A 13504-nucleotide genomic window follows, 5' to 3' on the forward strand; every position below is an offset into this window, starting at 1 on the left:
AGCTTCCTTTCTATGGGATCATCTGGAGAAGCTTCCAAGCAAGCCTTCATAGGCTGCTACCATTTGAGTTGAAATCCCCAATTTGTCAGCGTATTTCACACACAGATATGAAGGACCATAGAAATCATTCAAGGCAATCTCCGAACCGATTCTGCATTTTTTAACAGTTGGCCCGCAGTGATCGAAATGCTCGCAGCCGGAGCAGACCGACAATTCTTCCCTCGTAATCACCTTTCTGGCTCTGTTCATACCTTGGGAATTCCATATTTCCAACAGCGTATGGTCTTTGACATTCCCACAATAATCGTCGTCCTTGCCGGAGTTGGCATAAATCATGCACGGATACACAGCGCCGGTATAATCCACGAACATCTGGCTAGTTCCCCCATCGCAGTTCATCAAGGTCTCGGGCTGCTGCCTGTTGATGCTGAATTGATTGATCTTATTCTTGTCACCGCTGAGGATGCTCTCCAGGAAGAGCTCCGCTTCCTTCCGGGACCGGGCGGACTCCTTCTTGAACAGACCCGCTGGAAAATAAGGATCGCTATAACGGACATCCACGCTGTAACCGCTCTGGGACATATCCTGTATGCGCTTGAGGAAACGGATTCTGAAGTCATAATCAAGCTCAAGCTCCTGAATTCTGGAGTCCTGGTCGAAATTGAACACAGGATGCAGATATAAGCTCTTGATGCTGTAGCGTTCACAGATGGAAATAAGCGAATCCAGTTCTTCGTACAATTCCCGGGTAGCCATACTCTCCACGGAAGCAACCGGTATTCCTGCTTGCTGCAACCGCTCCAGGGAAGTCACGATTCGCTGAAAGCTTCCCTTAACGCCTCTGATTTCATCATGCGTGCCTGGTGTTCCGCCATCCAGCGAAACATGCAGCTGCAATCCTCCCGGCTTGAGGCTCTCAATCTTCTTGAATATCCCCAGCCACTTATCATTAATCAGCATACCATTCGTATACAGTATTACTGTATAACTTCTATTCAGCGAATCTTCCAGCACCTTGGCGATAGACTGCCACAACAGAGGTTCCCCACCAGACAGCACCAGATTATCCAAACCATGCTCATCAATATCATTCAGAAAAATGCTCAGTTCCTCAAATCTGAGTACTTCCCGCTGCTGATGATGCTTGTCGGAAACAATGCAATGCTTGCAGAGCAAATTACATTTAGGTGTACAGTTAATCATAATCGTCCGTGGAACTAGCGGAATGCCCTTTAACCGCGGGTCCTCCGGCGCCCGCAGCAGCCTGGCATAATTCTTCGTTGGCGCATCAACCTGAATAAGCTCATGCTCATGCAGAATACGCATTAACTCCTTAAGCTCCTCTTCTGCATAATGACTCGAGAATACGGAATAAGGAGTGGGCTCTATTAACATTTCCAGCAGCTTGAATGTCTCAGCGTTCAGCACTGTAGTGCTTCTGCTGGCTTGGTCCCGCACATAATACGCCGGTAACAGCGGCAGGCCTGCCGGTGCGCCGGCGGCTCTTTCGGACTGGTCGATTAACAACAGAGAAGGCTTAGCCTGATATAGATTCATGAGATTTCTCCTTACTGCATGAGATCTGCCCAGTTGCCTCGCTCCCTGCTCCAATAGAAGTATTCAACCCAGCCGCTTCTATTGTCTGCAGCGCATGCGCCAGTGTGACGACAAACCGGTTCTCACCATAAATATGGTATTTATCCGACTCCTTCTTGGGCGTGTAGTTGACCGTAATAACGTTGGCTCCAGCACGAAGCCCGGCAACCTGCCCGCCTGTGCTGATCTTCTCCAGTGCACTTACCGAAGGGATGAGCCAGTCGGGAGACAACAGCCGCATGATTGCCATCGCATTCAGTGTCATTTGAATGGAGCCGGGAGGATGAGACTGCAATGGTGTGTTCGGAGCTGGAAGAAAAGGCGATACGCTGCACATCTGTACCTTCAGCGACTGAGCCAGAAGAATGTCGTCGGCGATGGTGTCGAGAGTTTGGCCGGGCAGTCCGATTATCATTCCAGTGCCTACGCTATAGCCAATGTTCAGCAAATGGCGGATAGCCTCAATTCGCTGCTCGTAGGACTCATGCCGGAGCCGCTCATGATTGACGGAATCGCTGGTTTCGAATTTTAAAATATAACCGGTTGCTCCCTGCTCATACAGGTAGGCATATTCTTCAACCGTTTTGACTCCCAGATTGAGGATAATAGCCACATCTCCATCATATAGTGATCTGATCTTCCCTATGGCTTCACCCAGACTTCCGGTTGTCATCGGGGTCTCTCCGGCCTGCAGAAAAACAGTATGAATTCCGCAAGTTCTAATCTGCTGAACCGCCCCTAATATCTCCTGTTCATTCAATGAATAAACCTCGTTCATTTTCAAATTATCACGCCGCATGGGGCAATAATCACAATTGCAGGTGCACAGGTTCGTCGTTTCAATGACACCCCGTACACAAACCCCTTGCGGAAAGTGCTCATCTCTAATCTCCCTGGCCCTTCTGAAAAGCTCCTGCTGCTCCTCTCCCGAGGCGCACAATTTATGAAGAATATCCTCTTTGTTCAAGTGATCCTCCCCTTTCCTCTTGTCGCTTCTCGATATATCGGACCACATCGGCAAGCCGTTCAAAGGCTACCAGATCCTGGTCGGGAATGCTGAAATCCAGCCACTTCTCCAGCTCAGCAACGAAGATAAAGACATCAAAACTCCCTAATCCCAGCTCCCGCAGCCTCATCTCATTATGAATATGCTGGATTTGAATCGAGAATCGGCTGTGCAGCAAACTATAGATATACTCCTTGACAGTCAATAGAGGCCCTCCTCAGTGAAGCTCTGCAACCAGTCTTTGTTTGTCAAGCTTCCCGTTGGTCAGCTTCGGTAATTCACTTCGCTCAATGATGCGAAATTGGGCTTGGGACAGCATATGGTTCATTAGCTCCAGAATATCAATGTACGCGGCATGCGCATCGGCCTCTCCCGAGTAGAACACGCCAAGTGTATGACTACTATCGGAGTACAGGACAGCTGTCTCACGTATGCCTTGAATTTGCCTGATCTGCTGCTCCAGCCCATATAGGGACACTTTACGTCCCCCTGCTTTGATGAAGGCATCCCGCCTTCCGGCGAACGCCAGCAGTCCCCCTGGACCTTGTTCCACCAGATCACCCGTGTGATAATAACCGTACCCGTCAACAGGAGGCGGCTCCGTGCTTTTCCAATATTCCTTCATGACGCATTCTCCACGAATCAGTAATTCCTGTGTGTCTTTTTCAATGCGGATCTCGTAGCCCTGCACAGGACTTCCCAGAATACTTCCCTTTTGCAAAAAGAGCTCTTCCGGCACAACCAGCACAATTCCGGTAGTTTCCGTGCAGCCCCAGGCGATGAGCAGCTTCTGTCTCACCTGTGTGTAAAATTTCTCTCTCAGCACATAGGAAACGCTCTCCCCGCTTCCGATCAAATATTGCACACTGAGCCAGTCCTTCTCTTCCGGACATATCAGCAATAGATTGGTCAAGGTATGCGGAGTGGCAAGCAGATGAGTGATCTGATACCGCCTCATGTAGCCGCCAAAGCTTCTTAAAGAGTGGTTGTTCAGCAGCAGACAAGCCGCTCCGAAGACAATTGGCCGGGTGAACAATTCATGGGGATGCATATCGGGTGCAAACAAACAGCAATAGCAGTCCCCGGCTTTCAAAGGAAGCCGCCGGTCAACAAGCCAAGCATTCAATATTATTTCCCTGCTTCCGGTTCTGACCGACTTGATATCTCCCGTTGATCCGGATGTAAGATTATAGTAGATAGCCTGTTCTTCCATAGAAGAATAGTTATGGCGGATATGCCGATAACCCAGCTCATGCGGAACAAAGAAATACTCCGCTGCCGCTCTGGTATCGCCTTCGGCTTTGCCGGTTCTTTTTAGACAATACTCTGTCCTGCTGTGTCCTGTATTTCCTTCAAGGGACACCAGCGCATCCATAGGTATTAATGCTGAAATTTTGTTATAGTGGTTGGCTTCAAGCTGCTCAGGCAGAGGGACCACAGACAATCCCAAGCCCAGTGCCGCCAAATAGATGAGAACCAGCGACACACAGCGGGGGCTGGATATACCGACCGTATCGCCTGTACGTAGCCCAATCTCTTCATAGAAATATCCTTGCAAGCTCCGTACCCGGTTCAGCAGCTCCCTAAAAGTCAGCTCACCCTCTGCATCGGCTAAGGCAACCAGCTTACTTCTATGTAAGGCCCAATGCTCCAGATAGTCATTGAACGTATAATTAATCATAAAATCTCCTCTTTAACCGGGACTGAAACTTCCGCATGCACAACTGACAGATGGGGATGATCGGTCTTCTTGTAATGCATTTTTTTATAGGAGGCGCGCCATTTGCTGATTTTAAGCAGTAGATTCATAGATACGAATCTTCCATCCAAATAGGTTAGGACATAGTCAAAGATTCGGTCGTCAAAGCTCAAGAAATGAGGAATGACCAGTTCCGTTCTGGACTGTCCCAGCAAGACCTCCAGCCCGCTTCCAGGTGAAATCCGTATGCCGAAGGAGAAAAACAGCTGCCCCGGCTCAAGATAGCGGTTGGCGAACTCGCAGGTCTCCCGGGTCGTCAGCTGGGTCTCCTCCGGGCCGCCAAACAGCAGTAGGCCGACAACAGGCAATTCATATTTCTTGCACAGCTCCAGAAATTTCTGAACAGCCTCCAGCGTGAAGCCTTTCTTCAGACTAATCAGCATGCTAGGGGAGAAGGTATCAAAGGATACACTGAGCATCCTGCACCCAGAACGAGCAGCCAACCTGATAAATTCTTCATTCCCTGTAGGTCTTGCATAGGCAGACCATCTGAGGCCCGGAAGGTTCAATTCAATTAGCAGCTTGCAAATGTCTCTGGCGTGGCCCAGTGAAATATTAATCAGAGAATCTGTAAAGAACAGCTCTCTGACGCCGGTCTTGTACAAACTCAGAATTTCACTGCGGATATGCTCCAGTGATCTTGTATAATTAGTATTCTGATCAAGCAGACCATAAGAGCAATAGATACATTGCATAGGGCAACGCCCGCCGCAGCGAGTTGGGATGCCGATCTGTGTGGCCCCGATTCTCAAATAAGCCTGGACAAGCGCCTCGTCATAACCGATTTCGAAGGAAAAGCGGAAAGGACAGGGACTCAGCATCTGAACAGCCTGCCCTTCATCCTGCAGCTCATGAATATGTGCGCTAATGAAGCTGAACAACTGCTGTTCAGTATCATTCTCTATCACAGCATCAAAGGGAAACTTCTCGGTGAACCCCTCGGGATAGGCGGTTATGGCGCTGCCTCCCAGCAGAATCTTTACTGCTGGATTATGTTTCTTGACCCGGGCAATTATGACTTTTGTAATTTCTAGATAGTACTCGAACAAATACTCGCCATCCAATTCCATAGAGTCCAGGTTGCGTATAGAGAAAGCAATACAGTCGAATTCCCAGCTGCAAAATTCCAGACTCTCAAACAGATCAGGACGCTCTACAAAATCGATAAAAGCTGCTTCTGTGTTCATCTCCAGGAGCAATGATCGGACATAGTTGCCACCGACCGGAAATACCGGGCTGAAGCCCAGATTGGGTAGAGAATTCAGATTGACTACAGTCAGTTTGTATTTTCGCATGGAAGAGTTCCTTTGATTATTTTGAAGAGATAGCCTGTTTCATGACCACGTTCATTGGTATATGGTGAATATCCTGACAAACGCAGAAGTGTCATTTTACGCTGATATTCCAGATTCACTCTGTAGGTGTTGATATTATCCAGATTGACCAGACTCAGCAATTTAATTACTGCAGGAGTAATGTCCAGTTCGGGGACTACTGAGAGACTGAACATTAGGAATAAGGTATCTCCGTAAATGAACCATCTGATGGCAGCAGCCACCTCCCTGCCATTCTCTCCAACTAACCAGCCGGAGCGGCTATCAAAGTCGCGGAAATCAGCATGGGCAACAATCGAATTGACAAAAGAGCTATTATATCGCCCCAGGTCTTCAATAAAAGGACAGTCCTGGGGTACCGCCATCCGCCAGTGCAGTGATTCTTCCTTCGATTCGGACCGCAGCAGATTCTGAAGTCCCTTATATTGGAAGAAAATCCTGTATACCGGGGACGGAGAAGCTGTAAAATCCAATCTTTTCATCATTACTGATTTCCAGGAAGGCTGATCGTCAATCCATGTTATGAAGCCTTCCGTTATTTGGCCGGACAGATCTCCCACAGTATGCTGAACTAGCTTATAGCAGGTCCAGATATTACTGTCTGAAGGACGAACATACACTCCGTACAAAAACCCCCAACCTGACAGCAGTACTGTACGGTGGCAACCTGTAATTACACCATCGTCCTTAAGCACATCCCACCGTATAAGCCCGGAACGCTGTGCTTCAATTTCCGCATTCAATTCCTTCATAAACGGAACATTCAGCAGGGACATTTCTTCCAGATCAGATTGCGAAGCTATACTGAGCATTTCCTCATTCATTGGTTCCCGGTCTCCTTAACTGCCTCTACAAATTTATTAAAAGCTGAGTACGGCTTGGGGGCGCATACTCAGCTTGCTGGTTAAGTATTTAGATCATTTAGGCGTATCACATGAACTCAATGCCATATTCGATCTGTTAATGAACTCCACATTGTTGGACAATTTATCAACTACAGCTGAAAATAATTGCTGGTCTTGTCCTAACTGCTGGGTCAATTCGGCCAGACTGATTTCCAGGCCGGCTTCTCTCAACGCTGCATCAGGATTACTGGCAAATTGCTTGACAAAGTCAATATTATCCATACGTTCAAGCAAGTAGGCGAACAGGTGTTCCGATTGTACTGAAGCAGTTGCTCTCATAACTATCACCTCCTTCCTTATATTAAATATAAAGAAATTGAGTGTCTGTCTATGCTAGTCCCTTGATTTTACATATAGTTGCTTAAAATGTCAATTGTTACTAATTATTTTTATTTTTAGATAAATTTCAATAAAATAAAATATTAGCTTTCTTTACTCTATTAAAAAAGAAAATAAGATTGCGGCTGTCCAGATCGTCTTCGAAGTAAGCGTCAAATAGCCCACACCTTGTAATCAGATGCAGGCAGGAACTCCTATGAAATTAAGAAGTCTGGACGCGGCAGTGCGGAGGAAGATCGGCAGACCAGGGCAAGAAGGGAGTCACGGTCTGGGGATCGTTCACATTCTTCAGTTGCGGAAGCTGCTCGAATAAAAACGTCAATATGTTATGTCACAATATATACAGATCAACATTTAATTGAATAAATCAAGAGTTTATTTGAACTAAAAGAAATACGGGTTTTGTGAAGAAGTTATAAGATAACTTTATAATTGACTACAAAAATAACTACCGCTGCATCATCAGCGGTAGTTTCATTAATGGCTATTAATATTAACTTTTAACGATAAAAATGCTCTCCATTTAGCTACTTTGAATTTGTTACCTTGTCTAATTTAAACTGAAACAATTGGTAACCATTTTTTAATAAATAAAGATATCCATCTCCGGCATAATAATACGTCATTTGTTTCTCATCATACGGAATATGATACATAATGTTAAGTGTAATTGGATCAAGAATGTCCATCCAATTTTCAGAGTGAATTCTAATCTTATTATCTGTAGTTTTTAAGACCACATTCATAGGATCACCTAATTGAATTGGCTTTTTTACAATGAGTCCTTTTGCTCCAAAAACACTTAACTCATTATTCTCATATACTGCATAATTCTCGCCTATGGATTGAACCGAAGCGTCTCCAGCTATATTTTTTCCCCACAACGTCTTGCCTTTTGAATCTATTGCGATTAACCGGTTTCCTGTTTTTGGTAAGTTCATTCGCAGAAGAATATCACTTTTATTTATACGCCAGGACATTTCGTCAACGTATAACACTGCTCCTGCAGGAGGCGTATAAGTAAACAATCGATTTAACGTTGGGCCAAACACTTCAAGTTTGGATTTTCCAAATGGCCCGGTTTGCGTGACAAGATATTGTCCGTCTATAACCGAGTACATTTGTGTTAGTGATTTCTCCCCCATCTTTTTTCCGTTTTGACTATATGCATAAGCCCATGGTGTGCGGTTACCTTTTGAATCTACTTTATCGGAGTTTATTAACAACACTGTACCATTGTTCATTGCGTATAGGTCCTGGGCATCCGGAACGTTTATCACCCAATTCTGCTTTCCGGAGGAGTTAACAGAATATAATCTTGATCCACCCCCGTCTTTCACCAATGCATAAATAGAACCGCTTTGACTGTATGCGAAGTCAGAAGTCGTCCATGGATAAGGCATCCCTTTTTTATAAAACTCAAATGACCATTTTTTCTTACCTGTAGTCTTATCTACCGCTGAAACTACACTAACCATCCAGCTTTTTGTCTCCGAATTAACCGAAGTGTTGGTGTGAAGATAAACTATATTGGTATTAGGCACATGGTAAGGTGCTTGTAGGAACATATCCAGTTCAGATTCATTTGAGATGTTCCATAATGGTTTGAAGTCACTACTTGGTGAGATGCTGTTAGCAGCCGATACTCCACTAAATAAATAGAATACTGCAAAAATAGTGATTAAAAAGGTGCTGGTTACTCTCCGTTTACGCAATTGCTTTTCCCCCAATTAATTTGATAAAGTTAACTTTCTCATTATTATCCATCTTTTCTCTTGTTTCAATCTTTTATTTAAAATGTACTATCCAGCTTAACCAATCTCTCCACGAACACCTCGTTCGCCCGGCTGGGAACATGACCGGTCAGCCGCACAATCGAGAAGTCTCTTTCAAGGCTCAGGCCTTGCACAGGAATTTCTAAGAGCTTACCGGTCTCGATCTCCCTGCGGACCACCCACTTTGAGAGAATGGAAATCCCCAGTCCGGCAGCTACGGCCTCCTTCACGCCCTGACTGCTGTTGATCTCATAGGAGCGCTTCATCCTTAGGCCAGCTTGTGCCAAAAAATGATTGCTGAACGAACGCGTCCCCGAACCGCTCTCACGCAGCACCCATATCTGATCCTGGAGTACGCCCACCTCCACCGCACCCGTTCGTGAGAGCGGGTGATTCTCAGCAGCGACGATAATCAGTTCGTCTTTCATAAAATGAACAACCTGCAGATCCGCCGCCTCGATGCTTCCTTCGATCAGCCCCACTTCAATCTTATTCTCCCGCAAGGCAGAGACAATCTCTGTTGAATTCGCAATCGTCATCCCCATCTCCACATCGGGATATTGCTTGGCGAAGGATGAGAACAGCCGGGGCAACACATATTCGCCAATTGTAAAGCTAGCCCCGATATGTAAGCTTCCACTGACGGTATCATGCAGCCGGGCCAGATCGAGCTTAACAGACTCATAGAGATTCAGCATTTCCTTCGCCCGTCTATAGAACAGCTCGCCTGCTTCCGTTAGCTTCACCCATTTGGGCGAACGGTTCATGAGCTTCACACCGAGTTCCTTCTCCAGATTACGGATCTGCAGACTGACTCCAGGCTGTGACAGATGCAGCAGCTCTGCCGCTCTGGAAAAGTTCCGCTGCTCCACAACTGTTACATACACCATCAGGGATTCAAGCATGATCGATCGCACGCCCCTTTTAAGATAACAATTTATTATGATGTGCATTTAAAATCCGTATTTCCCTAATCAATCATAACTGAATATAGTGTTTAAAGGAACCAAATTCAACCTATTGGACGTGACCTCGATGAATCTACACTTAGCTGTGCACATGGAAGAAAAGAAGAAGCTGGGATTTGCGCTCGGTATCGCCTTGCCTCTAATGTTGGCCCTGTTCGCCAAATACGTATCCGCCTTCCCCTTCGTGTGCATTATGGGACAATTAGTCATAGCTATTCTACTCGGAATGATCTGGAGAGCAACGCTAGGCGTTCCAAGTTATCTAACACAAGGAATCTCCTTTACCTCCAAAAAACTCCTGCGATATGGCATCATTCTGCTGGGCATGAGACTTAGCCTGAAGGATATCCTTCAGGCTGGCCCTAAGGTGCTGCTAATCGCCTTGGTTTGTATTGGGTTCACAATCTGTACCGTGCTTGGTCTGGCGAGACTGTTCAAGGTAGAAAACAGACTGGGACTGCTGACGGCCTGCGGCACAGCGATCTGCGGAGCGGCAGCGGTAGTAGCCATCGCTCCGCAGCTCAAAGCCAGTGACGAGGAAACGGCGATCAGCGCGGCAACCGTTGCGATCTTGGGCACCATTTTCACACTGATGTACACCCTTCTCTACCCTTTTCTTAACCTGACTCCACTAGGCTACGGCATCTTCTCAGGTGCCACGCTACATGAAATCGCTCATGTCATTGCAGCAACCGGGCCGGCCGGCAAGCAAGCGGTTGATCTGGCAGTCATCGTCAAATTAACGCGTGTTACCATGCTGGTGCCGATCGCCGTGATCATCGGAATCTGGACCAACCGCAAGGAGAGGCAGGCGAACCCGAAGGCCGGACCCTCCAATTGGAGGTATGTACCGGTTCCGTGGTTTATCCTGGGGTTCCTGCTAATGAGCACCGTCAATACTTTGCAGATCATCCCTGAAGCAATCACGGATAAGCTTATACTTGCTGCGTACTTCCTCATTGCAATGGCTATGGCGGGCCTCGGCCTGAACGTAGATTTAGCTGCTTTTAGACGCATGGGCCTCAAGGCCTTCGGAGCCGGCTTGATCGGATCGGTCCTGCTATCCGGGTTAGGTTTCCTGCTTGTGAAGGTTTTGAACTTATGTTATTAAAAGAGATGCTTACGAGGAATTCCTGCTGGATGAGATCGTTATAAAGCATCCGGAGGATTATTTGGTGCGGGTGATGGTGCATATCGAGGAGCCAGGGCACACTATGAGCTACACACCCTAACAAAAACGGCGACTCCCCCCGGTGGATTCCAGGGCAACGTCGCCGTCTGATTATAGGAGTAGAGATCAGGCTAATTCACGGTCATCTACATGCCCATGGGATCAGTCGCATTGGACTTAGGCGGGATGCAGTATGTTGTGTTAGTTCTGACAGGTTCATAGTTGTGTCCTTTCGGAAAACACACCCAGCCACCTCATGAAGGGTGGCCGGGCGGTTCTAGTTTAGTCCAAAATGCGTCTCAATCTTGGCCAGCATCTCTTCCTTGGTGGTCTGGGCATTTCTTATATAATGCTGCACATGATGCTGTCTTGCCCGCTGTAAAGACCTGCGGGTATTCTCAATGATCCCCTCCAGTGTCTCACGCTTGGCACGCTCCGGATCTGACAGGGTTGGGAAGAGATCCAGCATCCCCCGCAGATGATCCCGATTGAAATAATCCCGGCGGATCAGCTCATCCTCCGCATATACATAGACCATCCGCTCGTCACCCGCTATCGCCCGCAGAAACTCCGGGGCTATATCCGTGTCAACCACAATAGGTTTGCCTTTGCCCATTTGCAGCAGCGCCAGCAGGGTGAATTCTACGCTTTCTTCCGCCGCAGAGACTAGCCACTGGTTCCTGTCGTTGCCTTGCCCGAGGAAATACCATTCCCAATCTACGAAATACCTTAGAATAGCCGGATGGTCCTGCGGATTAGCCAGCTGCTTATATTCAAACGTATGATCATCGGAAGAATAGACACTCATTCCCCACTTGGCGGATACCAGCTCTGCCATAGTGCTTTTACCTCCGCATGGCCCTCCGCATATCCAGTACACATGCTGCAGATATTGTTTCAATAACCGGTCAGAAATTCTCATTGTTCATTCCCCCTGTAAATGATTAGTTAACATTAGGGGATACTCTGATTCTGCTTGCATGAAATGTCCAGGTTGCCGGCATCTGCATACACCACCTTAGATGGATTCCATTGTATTATCTCAGTCTACAGGAAAGATGTCCAATCCATGCCGCAGCTGTTCGATACTGGTAATGAAGGAGTCCACGCCACCGGAAGGAGTAAACTACTCTCCATGGAATCCGAAGATGATCATTGAATCGGCTGCGATGATGCGCCGTATTTCTTTCAGGTATTTTTATAAGAAATACTTATATCGATCTGGAGTTTGTTAATCTTTCTGTTAGAAGAAGCCCTTCGCCTGCTTAATACGGAAGGAAAGCATAAAACTTAAAAGAACGAAAAACAATTGAAGAGACAGAGCCAATATAATCCCAGTCAACAGCCCCAAATTCAGGGATTGGCTAACGGCAATGAGGGCTCCGCCGATTCCAATGCTTAGTCCCGGACTAAATGCGTCTGTAAACTGAAGGCTGGCGGCTATCTCTCCTTCCTCACCTGTTGTGGTATGCTGCAGTGCAATCGCTCCGGTCGTAGGATGTGCCAAACCGATGCCGAAGCCAGTGAAAAGCTGTGAAATCACTGCAAATGCGATCCCTCCTTCGGGAAGGCCAACAGCGAGAATGACCGCAGCCACTCCAATAATCATAAATCCAATACCAACGGTTACCCGCTTCTTCCGTCCCGTCCCATGATCCTTGGCATCTAACTTGGACTGGATCCAGGCTGCCGCTGACCAGCTTAATGCACCTGCGGCTACAATTAATCCCGCCATATCCGCAGGAAGCTTTTTCACATCTGTCAAAGCCAGGACAACATAGCTCTCGGTCGCATTATAACTGGCCACAAAGAATCCTCTGGAAGCAATCGTAGCCGGCAAACCTCTTCTGGCACTTAAGGTGCCCTCTGGCAGCAGCTTCCGCAAGGGCTGAATCATGATAAGCAAGCCTGCTGCCGACAGCACCATGCCTTTCCAATCGGTTATAAAGCCCAGCCCAGCCAGCAGCATTCCCGCGCCAATAGTCAGTAGTACTGCAAAGCCTTCTTTTCGGTTATTCTTGGACGGTGTATTCACTCTACCTGTAAATTTTCGGAAAGCGGGAAGCGTCAGCAAAACGGCCAAACCAATGAAGGGAAGCACCAGCCAAAAAACAACTCTCCAGGAGACATGCTCCGCTATAAGCCCGGCAATATAAGGGCCAATTAATGCAGGTAAAATATATGCGCCGGAAAACAAAGCAAGTATTCTCGTTCTCAGCTTATCGGGATAACCTACAGTAATGCTGTAATACACACATGTAATGATAGCACCTCCACCAAAGCCTTGAAAAACTCTCCCTATAATTAGGGTAAGCATATTCACGGAAGTAGCCGCAATCACGATGCCAATCACAAAAAATAGTATGGATAGGCCAAACGATGCAAATACGCCGTTTTTGTTAATCCGCGCTCCTATGATCATCGTTCCCAGGATTTGTGCCAACAGAAAAGAGCTGAATATCCAGCCGTATAAATGCAGCCCGTTCAATTTCTGTGCCAGGCTTGGAGCAATTGTAACCACTGCTAAACCTTCAAACGCAACGGTAGTTACAGCAAGAATAATTCCAATGGTTAATGCTCTATACTTGGCGTCAAAAACTCCTGTTTCTTCTGCTGATAGTTCCATCTTACAACTCTCCTTAGAAATAGAA

At 46.9% G+C, this 13504-nt stretch carries 12 protein-coding genes; 1 reads left to right on the forward strand and 11 read right to left on the reverse strand.

Annotated features, from left to right (window positions below; translation table 11 throughout):
* Window positions 1–18 precede the first annotated feature (18 nt).
* The 9 genes from NST26_RS16630 to NST26_RS16670 form a co-directional block, all read right to left on the reverse strand.
* Window positions 19–1557 carry a radical SAM/SPASM domain-containing protein gene (locus NST26_RS16630; RefSeq protein WP_340979510.1) on the reverse strand — a complete coding sequence of 513 codons (1539 nt, stop codon included), beginning with the start codon at window positions 1555–1557 and terminating at the stop codon, window positions 19–21.
* Window positions 1538–2611, reverse strand: coding sequence for a biotin synthase BioB (locus NST26_RS16635; protein WP_340980853.1), 1074 nt, complete (start codon window positions 2609–2611; stop codon window positions 1538–1540). Before NST26_RS16635 ends, NST26_RS16630 begins: the two co-directional genes overlap by 20 nt.
* On the reverse strand, window positions 2538–2807 hold the full coding sequence (locus NST26_RS16640) for an acyl carrier protein (RefSeq protein WP_340979511.1): 270 nt from the start codon (window positions 2805–2807) through the stop codon (window positions 2538–2540). The genes NST26_RS16635 and NST26_RS16640 overlap by 74 nt, the downstream gene beginning before the upstream one ends.
* Before the next feature lie 12 nt (window positions 2808–2819).
* Window positions 2820–4283, reverse strand: a complete 1464-nt coding sequence (locus NST26_RS16645) for a class I adenylate-forming enzyme family protein (protein WP_340979512.1) — start codon at window positions 4281–4283, stop codon at window positions 2820–2822.
* Window positions 4280–5656 (reverse strand): B12-binding domain-containing radical SAM protein, encoded by a 1377-nt coding sequence (locus NST26_RS16650; RefSeq protein WP_340979513.1) that lies wholly within the window; start codon window positions 5654–5656, stop codon window positions 4280–4282. Before NST26_RS16650 ends, NST26_RS16645 begins: the two co-directional genes overlap by 4 nt.
* On the reverse strand, window positions 5638–6447 hold the full coding sequence (locus tag NST26_RS16655) for a hypothetical protein (protein ID WP_340979514.1): 810 nt from the start codon (window positions 6445–6447) through the stop codon (window positions 5638–5640). Before NST26_RS16655 ends, NST26_RS16650 begins: the two co-directional genes overlap by 19 nt.
* 165 nt (window positions 6448–6612) lie before the next feature.
* The gene (locus tag NST26_RS16660) at window positions 6613–6879 is read right to left on the reverse strand and encodes a hypothetical protein (RefSeq protein WP_340979515.1); all 267 of its coding nucleotides are present in this window, start codon (window positions 6877–6879) and stop codon (window positions 6613–6615) included.
* Between the two features lie 587 nt (window positions 6880–7466).
* The gene (locus tag NST26_RS16665; protein ID WP_340979516.1) at window positions 7467–8654 is read right to left on the reverse strand and encodes a hypothetical protein; all 1188 of its coding nucleotides are present in this window, start codon (window positions 8652–8654) and stop codon (window positions 7467–7469) included.
* Between the two features lie 77 nt (window positions 8655–8731).
* A complete protein-coding gene (locus NST26_RS16670; RefSeq protein WP_445323326.1) occupies window positions 8732–9619 on the reverse strand; it encodes a LysR family transcriptional regulator in 888 nt (295 codons plus the stop codon).
* A 130-nt stretch (window positions 9620–9749) separates the two neighbouring features.
* On the opposite strand from NST26_RS16670, the gene NST26_RS16675 reads away from it, so the two are divergent.
* Window positions 9750–10793, forward strand: a complete 1044-nt coding sequence (locus NST26_RS16675) for a YeiH family protein (protein WP_340952596.1) — start codon at window positions 9750–9752, stop codon at window positions 10791–10793.
* Window positions 10794–11130: 337 nt separating this feature from the next.
* Here the strand turns inward: NST26_RS16675 and NST26_RS16680 are convergent, their stop codons facing one another.
* Both NST26_RS16680 and NST26_RS16685 read right to left on the reverse strand, forming a co-directional pair.
* Window positions 11131–11775 (reverse strand): hypothetical protein, encoded by a 645-nt coding sequence (locus tag NST26_RS16680; protein ID WP_340952594.1) that lies wholly within the window; start codon window positions 11773–11775, stop codon window positions 11131–11133.
* Window positions 11776–12096: 321 nt separating this feature from the next.
* Window positions 12097–13479: an MFS transporter gene (locus NST26_RS16685; RefSeq protein WP_340952592.1), complete on the reverse strand. Its 1383-nt coding sequence runs from the start codon at window positions 13477–13479 to the stop codon at window positions 12097–12099.
* Window positions 13480–13504 lie beyond the last annotated feature (25 nt).

The organism is Paenibacillus sp. FSL R7-0128, from assembly GCF_038002245.1.
Classification (GTDB): domain Bacteria; phylum Bacillota; class Bacilli; order Paenibacillales; family Paenibacillaceae; genus Paenibacillus_AQ; species Paenibacillus_AQ silagei.